Annotated in this window: 16 protein-coding genes; 12 read left to right on the plus strand and 4 right to left on the minus strand. The window is 56.1% G+C overall.

What is annotated here, in order from left to right:
• From kdpB to kdpF, 3 genes are read right to left on the minus strand one after another with little or no spacing between them, the layout of a single operon-like run.
• On the minus strand, positions 1-2049 hold the full coding sequence (gene kdpB, locus LOC22_RS17065) for a potassium-transporting ATPase subunit KdpB (RefSeq protein ID WP_032652983.1): 2049 nt from the start codon (positions 2047-2049) through the stop codon (positions 1-3).
• An 18-nt stretch (positions 2050-2067) separates the two neighbouring features.
• Positions 2068-3747, minus strand: a complete 1680-nt coding sequence (kdpA, locus tag LOC22_RS17070; RefSeq protein ID WP_230239076.1) for a potassium-transporting ATPase subunit KdpA — start codon at positions 3745-3747, stop codon at positions 2068-2070.
• A complete protein-coding gene (gene kdpF, locus LOC22_RS17075) occupies positions 3747-3836 on the minus strand; it encodes a K(+)-transporting ATPase subunit F (protein WP_003858638.1) in 90 nt (29 codons plus the stop codon). Before kdpF ends, kdpA begins: the two co-directional genes overlap by 1 nt.
• A gap of 309 nt (positions 3837-4145) precedes the next feature.
• Between kdpF and LOC22_RS17080 the strand changes: the two genes are divergently transcribed.
• From LOC22_RS17080 to nei, 7 genes are all read left to right on the plus strand, one after another.
• Entirely contained in the window at positions 4146-4352 is a 207-nt protein-coding gene (locus LOC22_RS17080; RefSeq protein WP_003858637.1) for a YbfA family protein, read from the plus strand.
• 598 nt (positions 4353-4950) lie between these two features.
• Positions 4951-6363, plus strand: a complete 1413-nt coding sequence (gene phrB, locus LOC22_RS17085; protein ID WP_230239077.1) for a deoxyribodipyrimidine photo-lyase — start codon at positions 4951-4953, stop codon at positions 6361-6363.
• A gap of 10 nt (positions 6364-6373) precedes the next feature.
• Positions 6374-7117 carry a type 2 GTP cyclohydrolase I gene (locus LOC22_RS17090; protein WP_026094364.1) on the plus strand — a complete coding sequence of 248 codons (744 nt, stop codon included), beginning with the start codon at positions 6374-6376 and terminating at the stop codon, positions 7115-7117.
• Positions 7118-7131: 14 nt separating this feature from the next.
• Complete coding sequence (gene pxpB, locus LOC22_RS17095; RefSeq protein WP_003858633.1) at positions 7132-7788, plus strand: 5-oxoprolinase subunit PxpB; 657 nt, start codon at positions 7132-7134, stop codon at positions 7786-7788.
• The gene (gene pxpC / locus LOC22_RS17100) at positions 7782-8714 is read left to right on the plus strand and encodes a 5-oxoprolinase subunit PxpC (RefSeq protein WP_015571116.1); all 933 of its coding nucleotides are present in this window, start codon (positions 7782-7784) and stop codon (positions 8712-8714) included. Before pxpB ends, pxpC begins: the two co-directional genes overlap by 7 nt.
• Positions 8701-9441, plus strand: a complete 741-nt coding sequence (gene pxpA / locus LOC22_RS17105; protein ID WP_049134679.1) for a 5-oxoprolinase subunit PxpA — start codon at positions 8701-8703, stop codon at positions 9439-9441. The genes pxpC and pxpA overlap by 14 nt, the downstream gene beginning before the upstream one ends.
• Positions 9442-9459: 18 nt before the next feature.
• On the plus strand, positions 9460-10251 hold the full coding sequence (gene nei, locus LOC22_RS17110; RefSeq protein WP_015571114.1) for an endonuclease VIII: 792 nt from the start codon (positions 9460-9462) through the stop codon (positions 10249-10251).
• A gap of 84 nt (positions 10252-10335) precedes the next feature.
• On the opposite strand, the gene LOC22_RS17115 is transcribed toward nei, so the two are convergent.
• Entirely contained in the window at positions 10336-11619 is a 1284-nt protein-coding gene (locus LOC22_RS17115; RefSeq protein ID WP_006809584.1) for a citrate synthase, read from the minus strand.
• A 639-nt stretch (positions 11620-12258) separates the two neighbouring features.
• On the opposite strand from LOC22_RS17115, the gene sdhC reads away from it, so the two are divergent.
• The 5 genes from sdhC (at position 12259) to sucA (ending at position 18547) form a co-directional block, all read left to right on the plus strand.
• Positions 12259-12663, plus strand: coding sequence for a succinate dehydrogenase cytochrome b556 subunit (gene sdhC, locus LOC22_RS17120; RefSeq protein ID WP_230239558.1), 405 nt, complete (start codon positions 12259-12261; stop codon positions 12661-12663).
• Positions 12657-13004 carry a succinate dehydrogenase membrane anchor subunit gene (gene sdhD / locus LOC22_RS17125; RefSeq protein ID WP_003858621.1) on the plus strand — a complete coding sequence of 116 codons (348 nt, stop codon included), beginning with the start codon at positions 12657-12659 and terminating at the stop codon, positions 13002-13004. The genes sdhC and sdhD overlap by 7 nt, the downstream gene beginning before the upstream one ends.
• Positions 13004-14770 (plus strand): succinate dehydrogenase flavoprotein subunit, encoded by a 1767-nt coding sequence (sdhA, locus tag LOC22_RS17130; RefSeq protein WP_230239078.1) that lies wholly within the window; start codon positions 13004-13006, stop codon positions 14768-14770. Before sdhD ends, sdhA begins: the two co-directional genes overlap by 1 nt.
• 15 nt (positions 14771-14785) lie before the next feature.
• On the plus strand, positions 14786-15502 hold the full coding sequence (sdhB, locus tag LOC22_RS17135) for a succinate dehydrogenase iron-sulfur subunit SdhB (protein ID WP_017384969.1): 717 nt from the start codon (positions 14786-14788) through the stop codon (positions 15500-15502).
• Positions 15503-15739: 237 nt separating this feature from the next.
• Positions 15740-18547, plus strand: a complete 2808-nt coding sequence (gene sucA, locus LOC22_RS17140) for a 2-oxoglutarate dehydrogenase E1 component (RefSeq protein WP_003858615.1) — start codon at positions 15740-15742, stop codon at positions 18545-18547.
• The last annotated feature ends 12 nt before the right edge of the window (positions 18548-18559 follow it).

An 18559-nucleotide genomic window follows, 5' to 3' on the forward strand; every position in this document is an offset into this window, starting at 1 on the left:
TTAAACCAGCCCGAACAGCGTTAACAGCATGTCGATAACCTTGATCCCAATAAAGGGCACCACCAGCCCACCCAGACCGTAAATCCACAGGTTACGGCGCAGCATGGCGGCGGCCGTCAGCGGCTTATAGCTCACCCCTTTCAGCGCCAGCGGAATAAGAAAGACAATAATCAGCGCGTTGAAGATCACCGCGCTCAAAATGGCCGAGGCCGGAGAGTGCAGGTGCATCACGTTCAGGGCATTCAACTGCGGGTAGGTTGCCGCAAAAGCCGCCGGAATGATGGCGAAATACTTCGCCACGTCGTTGGCGATACTGAACGTGGTCAGCGAGCCGCGCGTCATCAGCATCTGCTTCCCGATATGTACCACTTCGATCAGCTTGGTCGGGTTCGAGTCGAGATCCACCATGTTGCCCGCCTCTTTTGCCGCCTGGGTACCGGAGTTCATCGCCACCGCCACGTCGGCCTGCGCCAGCGCCGGGGCGTCGTTGGTGCCGTCGCCGGTCATCGCCACCAGACGGCCTTCCGCCTGATACTGGCGAATGAGTGCCAGCTTCGCTTCCGGCGTCGCTTCGGAAAGGAAATCATCCACGCCCGCTTCGGCGGCAATGGCCGCCGCAGTCAGACGGTTATCCCCGGTGATCATCACTGTTTTAATGCCCATCTTACGCATCTGGGCGAAACGCTCTTTAATACCGCCTTTAACGATATCCTTCAGGGCGATAACCCCCAGAACGCTTGCACCTTCCGCCACCACCAGCGGGGTTGCTCCCTGACGCGCCACGCTTTCCACCAGGTTGTCGACTTCCGGGGGGAAGTGTCCATTATTGGCTTCAATATGACGGCGAATGGCATCAACGGACCCTTTACGGATCATCCGGTCCTGAATGTTAATTCCGCTCATTCGGGTTTGCGCCGTAAAGGGCACGAACGTGGCGTGCAGGCTCTGAACGTCGCGCTGGCGCAGGTTAAAGCGCTGCTTGGCGAGGATCACGATACTGCGGCCTTCCGGCGTTTCATCGGCCAGCGAGGAAAGCTGCGCCGCGTCAGCCAGCGTTTTTTCATCCACGCCGGGAGCAGGTAGAAAGTCAGAGGCCTGACGATTGCCCAGGGTGATGGTCCCGGTTTTATCCAGCAGCAGCACGTCTACGTCACCCGCCGCTTCAACGGCGCGTCCGCTGGTGGCGATGACGTTCGCGCCCAGCATCCGGCTCATCCCCGCCACGCCAATCGCGGAAAGCAGGCCGCCGATAGTGGTGGGGATCAGACAGACGAGCAGGGCGATCAGTACGGTGATGCTAACCGCTGTACCGCCGTAGGCGGAGAAAGGCCACAGGGTCGCCGTTGCCAGCAGGAAAACAATGGTGAGCGCCACCAGCAGAATGGTCAGGGCGATCTCATTCGGCGTTTTACGACGCTGTGCGCCTTCCACCATGGCGATCATCCGGTCGAGAAAGGTTTCGCCCGGGTTAACGCTGCACTGGATCACCAGCCAGTCGGAAAGAATGCGCGTTCCGCCGGTAACTGAGGCGAAATCTCCGCCCGACTCACGGATCACCGGTGCGGATTCCCCGGTAATGGCGCTTTCGTCTACCGACGCGCCGCCCTCAATCACCTCACCGTCGCAGGGGATGATGTCGCCAGCTTCCACCAGCACCACGTCACCTTTGCGCAGTTCATCCGCCGGAACGTGGTCCATCTGCGCGCCGTATTTAGGTTCGCGTAATTTGCGCGCAAAGGCGGTCTTTTTTACTCCTTTCAGGCTGTTGGCCTGTGCCTTACTGCGGCCTTCCGCTAACGCTTCGGCGAAGTTGGCGAACAGCACGGTAAACCACAGCCACAGGCTGATGGCGGCGGTAAAGGTTGCATTTCCTGAAAGGTGTCCCGTTCCCATGGCAATCGCCAGTGCGGTGGTGAGTAAACTTCCAGTCCAGACAATAAACATCACCGGGTTGTGCCACTGCACGCGCGGGCTCAGTTTTTTTACCGCATCCATGAGGGCCTGACGAACTAACGTCGGTTCGAGCAGGGCCAGTTGTTTACGACTCATGACAAATTCTCCGCAAAATCAGCGTAAAGAGAGATATTCCGCAACCGGGCCTAACGCGAGGGCGGGGATAAAGGTCAGGGCACCCACCAGCAAAACGGTGCCAATGAGCAGGCCGACGAACAGCGCGCCGTGAGTCGGTAACGTACCGGTGGTGGTCGGCTGGATCTTCTTATTCACCAGTGTTCCAGCGATCGCCATGACGGGAATAATCACGCCGAAACGTCCGATGAACATGCAGAACGCCAGCAAACAGTTCCAGAACGGCGAGTTGGCGCTTAATCCTGCAAAGGCGCTGCCGTTGTTGTTGGCGGCAGACGAAACGGCGTAAAGCACTTCGCTAAAGCCGTGAATGCCCGGGTTAAAGATGCCGTTGCGCCCGGCGTCGGTCATCAGCGCCAGCGCGGTACCGAGCAGCACAAGGGTGGGGGTGACCAGAATTGCCAGCGCGGTTAATTTCATTTCGCGGACGTCGATTTTTTTGCCGAGATACTCCGGCGTGCGACCGATCATTAGCCCGGCGATAAACACGGCGAGCAGAACGAACAACAGCATGCCGTACAGCCCCGAACCGACCCCACCGAAAACTACCTCGCCAATCTGCATCAGCCACATCGGGATCATGCCGCCGAGCGCGGTAAAAGAGTCGTGCATGGCGTTCACTGCCCCGCAGGAGGCCGCCGTGGTGACCACCGCATAGAGGCTGCTGGCAAGAATGCCGAAGCGGCTCTCTTTGCCTTCCAGGTTGATATTGCTGTTTGCCCCCAGTTGCATGAAGTGGCTGTTGCCGTTCCATTCGGCCCACATCACCAGTGCTACGCAGACCACGAAGATCAACGACATCGCCCACAGCAGCGTACGTCCCTGGCGGCGATCGTTAACCACATCGCCAAAGGCGAAGCAGAGCGCGGCGGGGATCAGGAAGATCGCCAGCATCTGTACAAAATTGGTTAATGCCGTTGGGTTTTCAAACGGATGCGATGAGTTGGCGTTGAAGAAGCCGCCGCCGTTGGTGCCCAGCATCTTGATCGCTTCCTGCGACGCCACCGGCCCCATAGGAAGGAGTTCCCTGGCCTCTTCAAGCGAGGTGTAAGGGGTATAAGGCAGCAGGTTTTGCAGAGTGCCTTGCTGAATAAAGAACAGGGCAATAATCAGCGCAACAGGCACCAGGATCCAAAGGGTGATGCGCGTGACATCAACCCAGGCGTTGCCGAGGGTGCTGACATTCTGACGGGCAAACGCGCGCGTCAGGGCGAAGATCACCGCGATACCGCTGGCCGCAGAAAGAAAGTTTTGCACGGTTAACCCGGCCATCTGGCTGAAGTAGCTGAGCGTGGTTTCACCAGCGTAAGACTGCCAGTTGGTGTTGGTGACAAAGCTGACCGCCGTGTTCAGCGCCAGATGCCAGGATAAACCCGGTAACTGCTGCGGGTTCAACGGCAGACTGCCCTGGAGCATCAGCAGCGTAAAGAGGGCAATAAGCCCCAGGATATTCAGAAGCAGTATCGCCATCAGGTACTGGCGCCAGTTCATTTCCCGATCGCTGATACCTGAAATGCGCCAGAGCACGTTTTCAATATTTCGCGTGCCCGGCAATGGCACGTTGTTTATCAGACGCGCCAGCGCTGTTCCCAGCGGCCTGGCGAGCACAAACAGCACCAGTAAAAAGCTGGCAATAAGCAAAAACGCCTGAGCAGCCATCAGAATGCCTCCGCATTAATCAGGGCATAAATCAGATAACCCAATAACAGGAACACCAGCACGATGCCGGCAATCAGACCTGCACTCACAATCCACCTCCGGGTGACTTTTGTTGTTGTACAAACGGTAGGATTTATGGCGCAAAGATTTCGCAAAAATCAGAAGGGCAGGTGTAAAAAAAGTATAAAAAGGGAAAGACCACAATTTAACTATTGGTAAGTAAATCGTTAACTTTTTTGTAACTTAATTACAGGCGGGAATGTAAATATTCACGAAATGGATGAAAATAAGTGGTCGGATGAGTAGTAAAATTACAAACAAAGCGGTATTATTTTAACCAGGTCACAGATTTCACATTTTCCGGAGACGGTTTCCGGCCAACTACAGGGGAGAAAATTATGGATCTTTATAAAGAGTTTCCGGCTCATATCATTTTCATGCGTCGCACTTTCGCCGTAGTGGCTGGCGTGTTGGCCCTGCCGGTGATGCTGTTCTGGAAAGATCGCGCACGTTTCTACAGTTACCTGCACCGCGTCTGGGCGAAAACCAGCGAGAAGCCGGTGTGGATGGATCAGGCCGAGAAAGCGACCTGCGATTTCTACTGATACGGTGTGACATCGTAGCCATAAAAAAACCGCCTACAGCAATGTGGCGGTTTTTTTGTCCCTCGGGATTCGCGGTCCTTTGGGTAATCTTGCAGCCCCTACCCGGGATTTTTATCATACCCTTCTTTAAAAAGTTCACAATCCACTTCACCTTTATAAATTCCTAATTTTACTGAAATAACTTACTTTTGGCGTTGGTGCTAATTATGATGCCACGTCCCTTTCCGCCATCTCGCAAATGGGCATCGGTCCTGGGAAAGGTGTATCCATAGCCGTAAAGCAGCCCACCTACCCGGGCTTGTGTCCACCGATTTATCACCGGTGGTGATAGGTGGAGCGGTTAGCAGCAGGGACCGCATAGTGAAACGCTATTTATGCATCGCGTTCATTGTCGCCAGCGCACTCGTTGTAAAGAGTGATAAACCGGATGTGTTTATTGCCTTTACCCTGATAGCGCAGGACAAGTAGCGTTAAGGCCGCCTCGGGCGGCCTTTTTTATTTCATCCCGTCTACACTTCATGGCAAAGTAGTTCAATGCATGCCTTTTTCCTTTTACGGCATGCCCTTACGGACATAATGGACAATTGCCAGGAGTTTTATGCCCACCCATCTGGTTTGGTTTCGCGCGGATTTACGCATTCACGACAACTTCGCTCTCGCGGCGGCCTGCCGCGCTAAAGACGCGAATGTGCTGGCCCTGTTTATCGCCACACCTGAACAGTGGCGGCAGCATGACATGGCGCCCCGGCAAGCGGCACTACTCAGCGCGTATCTGAATGACCTGCAACATTCACTGGCTGAAAAAGGCATTCCGCTGATCTATAAAGAGGCCCATGATTTTGCCGCGCAGCGCCAGACGGTGCAGGCAATCTGCCAGCAGCACGCAGTAACGCATCTTTATTACAACTATCAGTATGAATTCAACGAGCAACAGCGGGATCGTCAGCTGGAGAAAACCCTTGCGGGCGTGGTCTGTGAAGGCTTTGATGACAGCGTGATGCTCGCACCGGGCAGCGTAATGACCGGTAGCCACGAAATGTATAAAGTTTTCACGCCGTTTAAAAATGCCTTTATCAAACGCCTGAAAGAGGGACTACCTGAGTGCGTTACCGCCCCGACCGTGAGAGGGGAAACGATAACGGATCTGCCGGCGATCAGGCTGAATTATCCCCAGCAGTCGTTCGATGAAACAGTATTCCCCGCCAGTGAGAAAGCAGCTATTGACCGGTTGCGTCAGTTCTGCACGCAGGGGGCGGCAGAGTACGAGGCGCGTCGGGATTTTCCAGCGACTGAAGGCACCAGCCGCTTGTCGGCCTGTTTAGCGCTGGGCGCGCTCTCTCCGCGCCAGTGTTTACATCGCCTGCTGGCGGAACAGCCTCAGGCCTTAGACGGGGGGGGGGGCGCAGTGTGGCTGAACGAACTGATCTGGCGTGAGTTTTATCGCCATCTGATGACGTATCATCCTGATTTGTGTAAACATCGGCCCTTTATTCGTTGGACCGAACAGGTACAGTGGCAGTCGAATGAGAAGCTGCTTAAAGCATGGCAGCGTGGGCTCACCGGCTTCCCGATTGTTGATGCGGCTATGCGGCAGCTCAATGAAACCGGGTGGATGCATAACCGTCTGCGTATGATTACCGCCAGCTTCCTGGTGAAGGATCTGCTTATCGACTGGCGAACCGGAGAACGTTATTTTATCTCTCAGCTGATCGATGGCGATCTGGCGGCGAATAACGGCGGCTGGCAGTGGGCGGCCTCCACCGGAACGGATGCGGCTCCCTATTTTCGGATCTTCAATCCGACCACGCAGGGACAACGATTTGACGCCGACGGCGAGTTTATCCGTCGCTGGCTGCCTGAGCTAAAGGATGTCCCGGCCAAAGCCATTCATGAACCCTGGGTATGGGCGGATAAACAGCGTGTTACCCTGAACTATCCCCGTCCCATTGTCGACCATAAACAGGCGCGCGTCGCCACGCTGGCGGCGTACGAAGCCGCCCGAAAAGTTTGAGAGAATGATGATGAAAAACAGTGAACTGGAACGCCTGATTAACGAAAAACTCAACACGGCTTCGTTTAGCGACTACGGCCCGAATGGCTTGCAGGTGGAGGGGCGCGAGGCGGTGCAAAAAATCATCACCGGCGTGACGGCAAGCCAGGCGCTGCTGGATGAGGCGGTGCGTCAGGAAGCCGATGCGGTGATTGTCCACCACGGTTATTTCTGGAAAAACGAATCACCGATTATTCGCGGCATGAAGCGCAACCGACTCAAAACGCTGCTGGCGAATGACATCAACCTGTACGGCTATCACCTGCCGCTCGATGCGCATCCTGAACTGGGAAATAACGTTCAGCTTGCGCAGCTGCTGGGGATTACCGTGATGGGTGAAATTGAACCTCTGGTGCCGTGGGGCGAACTGTCGATGCCGGTTCCGGGTCTGGAGCTGGCTTCGTGGATCGAAGCGCGCCTGGGGCGTCGTCCGCTGTGGTGCGGCGACACCGGGCCGGATACCGTGAAGCGCGTGGCATGGTGCACCGGCGGCGGCCAGGGCTTTATTGACAGCGCGGCGCGTTTTGGTGTCGACGCCTTCATTACCGGCGAAGTCTCCGAGCAGACCATTCACTCAGCCCGTGAACAAGGCCTGCATTTTTACGCGGCGGGCCATCACGCCACCGAGCGTGGCGGCATCCGCGCCCTCAGCGAGTGGCTGACGGAAAATACCGATCTGGATGTGACGTTTATTGATATCCCTAATCCGGCCTGATGAGAGGTAGTTAAGTGCAGCGAGCGCGTTGTTATCTTCTGGGTGAAACCGCGGTAGTTCTGGAGCTTGAGCCTCCGGTGACGCTTGCTACGCAAAAGCGTATCTGGCGTCTGGCTCAGCGACTGCCCGAGCTACCCGGCGTGGTTGAAGCTATTCCGGGTATGAATAATATCACCGTGGTGCTGCGTGATCCGCACACGGGGGCGCTGGATGCCATTGAGCGTCTGCAACGCTGGTGGGAGGAGAGCGAGGCGCTGGAGCCGGAATCGCGGACGATTGAGATCCCGGTTGTCTATGGCGGCAAGGGAGGTCCCGACCTTGGCGTGGTGGCCGAACACTGTGGATTAACGGAGAAGCAGGTTGTGGAGCTGCATAGCTCAGTCGACTATGTTGTCTGGTTTTTGGGATTTCAGCCGGGTTTCCCCTATCTGGGCGGGTTATCGCCCCAGCTGCATACTCCGCGCCGGGCTGAGCCGCGCCTGAGCGTACCGGCGGGCAGCGTGGCGATTGGTGGCGAGCAAACGGGAATTTATCCGCTCGCCTCACCGGGAGGCTGGCAGCTGATTGGGCACACGTCCACGCCGTTATTTGAACCAGGCCAGGACGCGCCCATACTTCTGCGTCCGGGGGATACCCTGCGCTTTATCCCGCAGAAGGAGGGGGTATGTTAACGCTTATTCGCGCAGGGCTTTACACCTCGGTACAGGATGCCGGGCGTTTTGGGCTGCGTCAGTCGGGCGTGAGCTACTGCGGTGCGCTCGATCGCCCTTCGCTGGAGATTGCCAACCTGCTGGTAGGTAACGCAGGCAGCACGGCGGCGTTAGAAATTACGCTGGGTCAGTGCGTGATTGAGTTTGGTCAGGAAACCTGGTTTGCCTTAACCGGCGCGGGCTGTGACGCGACGCTGGACGGCAAAGCGGTGTGGACCGGCTGGCGCCTGCGGGCGAAGGCCGGGCAGCGTCTGACGCTCAAGCGTCCTCTGCACGGCGTGCGCAGCTATCTTGCGGTGGCGGGGGGGATCGACGTGCCGGAGGTGTTGGGCTCATCCAGCACCGACCAGAAAGCGGGAATGGGCGGCCATGAAGGACGGCTGCTGCGTGACGGCGATCGTCTGCGGATAAAGACCTCAACGCGCCATTTCACCACCACGCAGGGCGTGAAACAGCTGCTGTGGGGGAACGTGATCCGCGCCTTACCAGGACCGGAATACCATGAGTTTGATGAAGCCGCGAAAGAGTCTTTCTGGCGCTCGCCGTGGAAGATCAGCCCGCAGAGTAACCGCATGGGTTACCGGCTTCAGGGGCAGCCGCTGACCCGCACGACTGACCGGGAGCTGCTTTCCCATGGTCTGTTGCCCGGGGTGATTCAGGTGCCGGGCAACGGGCAGCCCATCGTACTGATGAACGATGCGCAAACCACGGGGGGATATCCGCGTATTGCCTGCATTATCGAAGCGGATCGCTACCATCTGGCGCAAATTCCTCTCGGTCAGCCCATTCATTTTGTGCAGTGTTCGCTGGAGGAGGCGCTGAAAGCCCGGCAGGATCAGCAGCGTTATCTCGAACAGCTGGCGTGGAGGCTCGATGGTAAAGATTGATTTAAACGCCGATCTGGGGGAGGGCAGCAACGCCGATGCGGCGCTGATGACGCTGGTCTCCTCGGTGAATATCGCCTGCGGGTTTCATGCCGGCGATGCGCAGACCATGCTGGCGAGCGTGCGCAATGCCATGAAAAACGGTGTGGCGATTGGCGCTCACCCCAGCTTTCCCGACCGGGAAAACTTTGGTCGCACAGCGATGGATCTGCCGCCTGAGACGGTTTACGCGCAAATGCTCTACCAGATCGGCGCGCTGGAGGCGATAGTGCGCGCTGAGAATGGCGTGTTGCGCCACGTCAAGCCGCACGGCATGCTCTATAACCAGGCGGCGAAAGATCCGGCGCTGGCGGATGCCATTGCCCGTGCGGTGCGGGACTGTAATCCGCAACTGATTCTGGTAGGCCTGGCGGGCAGCGAGCTTATCCGTGCCGGAGAGCGGCTGGGGCTGACTACGCGGCAGGAAGTGTTTGCCGATCGGGGATACCTGCCGGACGGTAGTCTGGTTCCGCGTACGCAGGCCGGTGCGCTGATCACCGACGAAGTTAAAGCACTGGCGCAGACGCTGGAGATGGTGCGCTTCGGGCGAGTAACCTCAACGGAGGGTACAACGGCAAACGTTCAGGCGGATACGGTGTGCTTGCACGGTGACGGCGAGCATGCGCTCCAGTTTGCGCGACGCCTGCGGGCGGCGTTCTCGGAAGAGGGCATTGTTGTCAGCGCAGAATAATCATGAAAGGACAATAACATGCCAGAAGGTCCGGAGATCCGCCGCGCGGCGGATAGCCTGGAGGCGGCGATAAAGGGCAAACCTCTGACACACGTCTGGTTTGCCTTTCCTCAACTCAAGCCGTTTGAATCGCAGCTGGTGGGGCAGACGGTGACCCACATTGAAACGCGCGGCAAGGCGTTACTCACCCACTTTTCCCATAACCTGACGTTATACAGCCATAATCAGCTTTACGGTGTCTGGCGGGTGGTGGAGGCGGACGAGCAGCCGCAAACGACCCGCGTGCTGCGCGTGCGGCTACAAACGGCGGATAAGGCGATCCTGCTCTACAGCGCCTCTGATATCGAAATGTTAACGCCGGAGCAGCTGCTGACGCATCCGTTCTTACAGCGGGTCGGGCCGGACGTGCTCGACATGCGTCTGACGGCAAGCGATGTGAAAGCCCGGTTGTTATCCCCCACATTCCGCAACCGGCAGTTTTCCGGGCTGTTGCTCGATCAGGCATTTCTGGCGGGGCTGGGAAACTACCTGCGGGTGGAGATCCTCTGGGAAGTGGGGCTGGCGCCGCAGCACAAAGCGTCGCAGCTGAGCGATGAACAGCTGGAGGCGCTGTCGCACGCGTTACTGGATATTCCACGGCTGTCGTACAACACGCGCGGCGTGGTGGATGAGAACAAGCATCACGGGGCGCTGTTCCGCTTCAAGGTGTTTCATCGGGCAGGTAAAAAGTGTGAGCGGTGCGGCGGGGTGATTGAGAAGGCGACGATCTCTTCCAGGCCGTTTTACTGGTGTCCTGGGTGCCAGATGTAAAAAAGCCGGGTGGTGGCTACGCCTTACCCGGCCTACATCTCGCACTTGTAGGCCCGGCAAGCGAAGCGCCGCCGGGCGTGTTTTTTAGCGCTTAATGTCAGACTTAAAATCACGCTGCTCGTAGCCGGTATACAGCTGACGAGGACGCGCGATTTTCATGCCTTCGCTGTGCATTTCGTTCCAGTGCGCAATCCAGCCCACGGTACGCGCCATGGCGAAGATTACGGTGAACATGGAAGACGGAATGCCCATCGCTTTCAGAATAATGCCAGAGTAGAAATCGACGTTCGGGTAGAGTTTCTTCTCGATGAAGTACGGGTCGTTCAGCGCGATGTGTTCCAGCTCCATCGCCACTTCCAGCAGATCATCTTTGGTGCCCAGCTCTTTCAGCACTTCGTGGCAGGTCTCACGCATGACGGTCGCGCGCGGGTCGTAGTTTTTGTAAACACGGTGACCGAAGCCCATCAGACGGAAGGAGTCATTCTTGTCTTTCGCGCGGCGCACGAACTCAGGAATGTGCTCAACGGAGCTGATCTCTTCCAGCATCTTCAGCGCCGCTTCGTTCGCGCCGCCGTGCGCCGGTCCCCACAGGGAGGCGATGCCCGCAGCGATACAGGCGAACGGGTTCGCGCCGGAAGAGCCCGCGGTACGGACGGTAGAGGTCGAGGCGTTTTGTTCGTGGTCAGCGTGCAGGATCAGAATACGGTCCATCGCGCGTTCCAGCACCGGGTTCACTTCGTACTCTTCGCACGGCGTGGAGAACATCATACGCAGGAAGTTACCCGCGTAGGAGAGGTCGTTGCGTGGGTACACAAACGGCTGACCGATAGAGTATTTGTAACACATCGCCGCCATGGTAGGCATTTTAGACAGCAGACGGAACGCCGCGATATCACGGTGACGTGGGTTATTCACGTCCAGAGAATCGTGGTAGAACGCCGCCAGCGCACCGGTAATACCGCACATGACCGCCATCGGATGAGAGTCACGACGGAACGCATGGAACAGACGGGTAATCTGCTCATGGATCATGGTGTGACGGGTCACGGTGGTTTTAAATTCATCGTACTGGGCCTGCGTCGGTTTTTCGCCGTTCAGCAGGATGTAGCACACTTCCAGATAGTTGGATTCGGTGGCTAACTGATCGATGGGGAAGCCGCGATGGAGCAGGATACCTTCGTCACCGTCAATGTAGGTGATTTTGGATTCGCAAGATGCGGTGGAGGTGAATCCAGGGTCAAAGGTGAATACCCCTTTGGAACCCAGCGTACGGATATCAATAACATCCTGACCGAGCGTGCCTTTTAGCACATCCAGTTCAATAGCATCATCACCATTTAGGGTGAGTTTTGCCTTTGTATCAGCCATTTACGGTCTCCTTAGCGCCTTATGCTTAAGACTGCGCTTTACCGGATTTGCTTTCAGCTGTTAATCATCGTTACCAGATTGTTATTTGGCTTACCGCTCAGCTCACGAGGAGAAACCAGGGTACAGAGCTATGGCGCCTTGCAGGTAAACGAATGAAATATCAGTGAAACAACAGCAAATCAGCGTTTTTGCAGTCCGAATTATTCAAACCTGTATATCACTAATAACTGTCCTGATAACTTCGGTCAATACCATCACACTGTTACATAACTATTTGTCAGGTGAAAGAGAGACCTCATAACTTTTGCGCATTATATGCCTTTTCTGATGACGTTTGTAACAATATTGTTTAACATTTGTCAAATCAGATGATTAAAAATTAAAAAGATGTTGTTATCGTGACCCCGATCACTGATCCAGAGAAAACCCAACAAACTGTATGTAGGTTAATTGTAATGATTTTGTGAACGGCCTATACTGCCGCCAGGTCTCCGGAACACCCTGCAATCCCGAGCCACCCAGCGTTGTAACGTGTCGTTTTAGCATTTGGAAGCAATGTTTTGCATGACGCGCAGTTATAGAAAAGGAACGCTGTCTGACCCGCATCGCAGTCCGGAGGAAGGAAACAATAAGAACAGCATGTGGGCGTTATTCATGATAAGAAATGTGAAAAAACAAAGACCTGTCAATCTGGATCTGAAAACGATCCGATTCCCTGTAACAGCAATAGCGTCCATTCTGCACCGTGTTACTGGTGTGATTACGTTTGTGGCGGTCGGTATCTTGCTGTGGTTACTGGGAACCAGCCTCTCATCCCCTGAAGGATTCCTCCAGGCCTCAGCCATTATGAACAGCTTCTTCGTGAAATTTATCATGTGGGGCATTCTGACCGCGCTGGCCTATCACGTGGTTGGCGGCGTTCGCCATATGCTGATGGACTTTGGCTACCTGGAAGAGACGTTCGAGGCCGGTAAACGTACCGCTAACATTTCATTTGTGATCACTGTCGTGCTTTCACTTCTCGCAGGAGTTCTCGTATGGTAAGCAACGCCTCCGCATTAGGACGCAACGGCGTACATGACTTCATCCTGGTCCGTGCTACCGCCATCGTTCTCACCCTTTACATCATCTATATGATCGGTTTCTTCGCGACCAGCGGCACGCTGACGTGGGAAATCTGGAGTGGTTTCTTCGGATCGGCCTTCACCAAAGTGTTCACCCTGCTGGCCCTGTTCTCCATCCTTATTCATGCCTGGATTGGCATGTGGCAGGTGTTGACCGATTACGTTAAACCGCTGGCGATTCGCCTTCCGCTGCAACTGATTATTGTTGTTGCTCTGCTGGTTTACGTCATTTATGGATTTGTTGTGGTGTGGGGTGTGTAATGAAACTGCCAGTCAGAGAATTTGATGCTGTTGTGATTGGTGCGGGTGGCGCAGGTATGCGCGCCGCACTACAAATTTCCCAGAGCGGCCAGACCTGTGCGCTGCTCTCTAAAGTATTCCCGACCCGTTCCCACACTGTGTCTGCGCAGGGCGGTATCACCGTTGCGCTGGGTAATTCCCATGAAGATAACTGGGAATGGCATATGTACGATACGGTAAAAGGTTCCGATTACATCGGTGACCAGGATGCCATCGAATATATGTGTAAAACCGGCCCGGAAGCGATTCTGGAGCTGGACCACATGGGTCTGCCGTTCTCTCGTCTGGAAAATGGCACCATCTATCAGCGTCCGTTTGGCGGCCAGTCGAAAAACTTCGGCGGCGAGCAGGCGGCACGTACCGCAGCGGCGGCTGACCGTACCGGCCACGCGCTGCTGCACACGCTGTATCAGCAGAACCTGAAAAACCACACCACAATTTTCTCCGAGTGGTATGCGCTGGATCTGGTGAAAAACGCCGATGGCGCCGTGGTGGGTTGTACCGCCCTGTGCATCGAAACCGGTGAGGTGGTCTACTTCAAAGCCCGCGCAACCGTTCTGGCGACCGGCGGCGCAGGCCGTATCTATCAGTCCACTACCAATGCCCATATCAACACCGGTGACGGCGTTGGGATGGCGATCCGCGCTGGCGTGCCGGTGCAGGACATGGAGATGTGGCAGTTCCACCCAACCGGTATCGCCGGTGCGGGCGTACTGGTGACAGAAGGCTGCCGTGGTGAAGGTGGTTACCTGCTGAACAAACATGGCGAGCGCTTCATGGAGCGTTATGCGCCAAACGCAAAAGACCTTGCGGGCCGTGACGTGGTGGCGCGTTCCATCATGATCGAAATCCGTGAAGGCCGCGGCTGTGACGGCCCTTGGGGTCCACACGCGAAGCTGAAACTCGACCATCTGGGTAAAGAAGTGCTGGAATCCCGTCTGCCGGGCATTCTGGAGCTGTCCCGCACCTTCGCGCACGTCGACCCGGTGAAAGAGCCAATTCCGGTTATCCCAACCTGTCACTACATGATGGGCGGTATTCCGACCAAAGTGACCGGTCAGGCGCTGACCGTGAACGAGCAGGGCGAAGACGTGGTCATCCCTGGCCTGTTCGCGGTAGGCGAAATTGCCTGCGTATCCGTGCACGGCGCAAACCGTCTGGGCGGCAACTCCCTGCTGGACCTGGTGGTATTTGGTCGTGCGGTGGGTCTGCATCTCCAGGAGTCTATTGCCGAGCAGGGCGCGCTGCGTGATGCGACCGACGACGAAATAGATGCCTCTCTTGAGCGCCTCAATCGCTGGAACGATAATCGTAACGGCGAAGATCCGGTGGAGATCCGTAAGGCGTTGCAAGAGTGTATGCAGCACAACTTCTCGGTATTCCGTGAAGGTGACGCGATGGCCAAAGGGCTTGAGCAGCTGAAAGCGATCCGCGAGCGTCTGAAGAATGCCCGTCTGGATGATACCTCCAGCGAGTTCAACACCCAGCGCGTTGAGTGCCTGGAGCTGGATAACCTGATGGAAACCGCGTTCGCCACTGCGATGTCGGCAAACTTCCGTACCGAAAGCCGTGGCGCCCATAGCCGCTTCGACTTCCCGGATCGTGATGACGAAAACTGGCTGTGCCATTCCCTGTATCTGCCAGAGTCGGAAACCATGACGCGTCGTAGCGTTAACATGGAACCGAAACTGCGTCCGGCGTTCCCGCCGAAGATTCGTACTTACTAATGCGGAGACAGGATAATGAAACTCGAATTCTCAGTTTATCGTTATAACCCGGATGTAGACGATGCTCCGCGTATGCAGGATTACACCCTCGAAGCGGAAGAAGGTCGTGACATGATGCTGCTGGATGCCTTAATCCAGCTGAAAGAGAAAGATCCTACGCTGTCGTTCCGCCGCTCCTGCCGTGAAGGGGTGTGTGGCTCTGACGGTGTAAACATGAACGGCAAAAACGGTCTGGCCTGTATCACGCCAATTTCAGCGCTACAGCGTCCTGGCCAGAAAATTGTGATCCGTCCTCTGCCTGGCCTGCCGGTCGTGCGTGATTTGGTGGTGGACATGGGGCAATTCTATGCACAATATGAGAAGATTAAGCCTTACTTATTGAATAATGGGCAAAATCCACCCGCTCGCGAGCACTTACAGTCTCCTGAGCAGCGTGAAAAACTCGATGGGTTGTACGAGTGTATTCTCTGTGCATGCTGTTCAACGTCATGCCCGTCATTCTGGTGGAACCCGGATAAATTTATCGGCCCTGCGGGTCTGCTGGCTGCCTATCGCTTCCTGATCGACAGCCGCGATACCGAAACCGAGAATCGTCTGGAAGGGCTAAGTGACGCTTTCAGCGTATTCCGCTGCCATAGCATCATGAACTGCGTCAGTGTGTGTCCTAAGGGGCTGAACCCGACGCGCGCCATCGGCCATATTAAGTCGATGTTGTTGCAGCGCAGTGCGTAAGTAACAACGCCGGATGGCGCTCGCTTATCCGGCCTACGTAACAGTAGGCCCGGTAAGCGTAGCGTCACCGGGCAAATTGCAGAAACCTTTAAAAACTGCCCTGAAGTTTAGACAGTTTCTAAAGGTTCCTTCGCGGGCCAAATGAAAAGAGCTCGCAGGTGAACCCCGGCACGTACACGTGGTGTGCGTGGTAGTTTCTACGGCGAAAGTAAGCATAAAAATGCTTAAGGGATCACGATGCAGAACGGCGCAATGAAAGCCTGGCTGGACTCTTCTTACCTCTCTGGTTCAAACCAGAGCTGGATAGAACAGCTCTATGAAGACTTCTTAACCGATCCTGACTCAGTGGACGCAAACTGGCGTTCCATGTTCCAGCAGTTGCCTGGTACAGGGGTCAAACCGGATCAATTCCATTCAAAAACACGTGATTATTTCCGTCGTCTGGCGAAGGATGCCTCACGTTACTCTTCTGCGATTTCCGACCCTGACACCAATGCGAAGCAGGTTAAAGTCCTGCAACTTATCAACGCTTATCGCTTCCGTGGTCACCAGCATGCGAATCTCGATCCGCTGGGACTGTGGCAGCAGGAACGTGTAGCGGATCTCGATCCGGCTTATCACGATCTGACCGAGGCCGATTTCCAGGAAAGCTTTAACGTAGGTTCCTTTGCCATCGGCAAAGACACGATGAAGCTGGGCGATCTGATTGACGCGCTCAAGCAAACCTACTGCGGCTCCATCGGCGCGGAATATATGCACATTACCTCCACCGAAGAGAAACGCTGGATCCAGCAGCGTATCGAATCCGTGGCAGGCCACGCGAATTTCTCAGCAGAAGAGAAAAAACGTTTCCTCAGCGAATTGACCGCAGCGGAAGGCCTTGAGCGCTATCTGGGCGCGAAATTCCCTGGCGCAAAACGCTTCTCACTGGAGGGCGGCGATGCGTTAGTCCCGATGCTGAAAGAGCTGATTCGTCATGCCGGTAAGAGCGGCACGCGCGAAGTGGTGCTGGGCATGGCGCACCGTGGTCGCCTGAACGTGCTGGTTAACGTGCTGGGTAAAAAGCCGCAGGATCTGTTCGACGAATTTGCGGGTAAACATAAAGAGCACCTCGGCACCGGTGACGTGAAGTACCACATGGGCTTCTCGTCGGATATCGAAACCGAGGGCGGTCAGGTTCACCTGGCGCTGGCGTTTAACCCGTCGCACCTGGAAATCGTCAGCCCGGTGGTTATCGGTTCCGTGCGTGCGCGTCTGGATCGTCTGGACGAGCCGAGCAGCAATAAAGTACTGCCAATCACTATTCACGGTGATGCGGCGGTCACAGGGCAGGGCGTGGTTCAGGAAACCCTGAACATGTCGAAAGCGCGTGGTTATGAAGTGGGCGGTACCGTTCGCATCGTAATCAACAACCAAGTGGGCTTCACCACCTCTAACCCGCTGGATGCGCGTTCCACCCCGTACTGCACCGACATCGGTAAAATGGTTCAGGCACCCATCTTCCACGTTAACGCGGATGACCCTGAAGCCGTTGCTTTCGTTACCCGTCTGGCGCTGGACTTCCGTAACACCTTCAAGCGCGACGTGTTCATTGACCTCTTCTGCTACCGCCGTCACGGCCACAACGAAGCGGATGAGCCAAGTGCAACCCAGCCGCTGATGTACCAGAAAATCAAAAAACACCCGACGCCGCGTAAAATCTACGCTGACAAGCTGGAAAGCGAAAAAGTGGCGACGCTGGAAGATGCGACCGAGATGGTCAATCTTTATCGCGACGCGCTGGATGCGGGTGAATGCGTAGTGAAAGAGCTGCGCCCAATGAACATGCACTCCTTCACCTGGTCGCCGTACCTCAACCACGAGTGGGACGAGAGCTACCCGAACAAGGTTGAGATGAAGCGTTTGCAGGAACTGGCTAAACGCATCAGCACCGTGCCGGAAGCGATCGAGATGCAGTCCCGCGTGGCCAAGATCTATGGCGATCGCCAGGCAATGGCGGCGGGTGAGAAGCTGTTCGACTGGGGCGGCGCGGAAACGCTGGCCTATGCGACGCTGGTTGACGAAGGTATTCCGGTTCGTCTGTCCGGTGAAGATGCGGGTCGTGGCACCTTCTTCCACCGTCATGCGGTTGTACACAACCAGTCTAACGGTTCAACGTACACTCCGCTTCAGCACGTGCATAACGGTCAGGGCCAGTTCAAGGTCTGGGACTCCGTGCTGTCAGAAGAAGCGGTTCTGGCCTTCGAATACGGCTACGCCACCGCAGAACCCCGCACCCTGACCATCTGGGAAGCGCAGTTCGGTGACTTCGCCAACGGTGCGCAGGTCGTCATCGACCAGTTCATCTCCTCCGGTGAGCAGAAGTGGGGCCGTATGTGCGGTCTGGTGATGCTGCTGCCGCACGGCTATGAAGGACAAGGTCCGGAGCACTCCTCCGCGCGTCTGGAGCGTTATCTGCAACTCTGCGCCGAGCAGAATATGCAGGTTTGCGTGCCGTCCACTCCGGCTCAGGTTTACCACATGCTGCGTCGTCAGGCGCTGCGCGGTATGCGCCGTCCGCTGGTAGTCATGTCACCAAAATCCCTGCTGCGCCATCCACTGGCGGTCTCCAGCCTGGAAGAGCTGGCAAACGGCACCTTCCTGCCGGCCATCGGTGAAATTGACGAGCTGGATCCGCAGGCCGTTAAGCGTGTCGTAATGTGTTCTGGTAAGGTTTATTACGACCTGCTGGAACAGCGCCGTAAGAACGATCAGAAAGATGTCGCCATCGTGCGTATCGAACAGCTTTATCCGTTCCCGCATCAGGCGATGCAGGAAGTGCTGAAACAGTACGCTCACGTTCATGATTTTGTCTGGTGCCAGGAAGAGCCGCTCAACCAGGGCGCATGGTATTGCAGCCAGCATCATTTCCGTGAAGTGATTCCATTTGGGTCTGCCCTGCGTTATGCAGGTCGCCCGGCCTCCGCCTCTCCGGCGGTAGGGTATATGTCCGTTCACCAGAAGCAGCAACAAGATCTGGTCAATGACGCGCTGAACGTCGATTAATTAAAGGATACA

The organism is Enterobacter sp. AN-K1, assembly GCF_020971765.1.
GTDB classification, from domain to species: Bacteria; Pseudomonadota; Gammaproteobacteria; order Enterobacterales; family Enterobacteriaceae; genus Enterobacter; species Enterobacter hormaechei_C.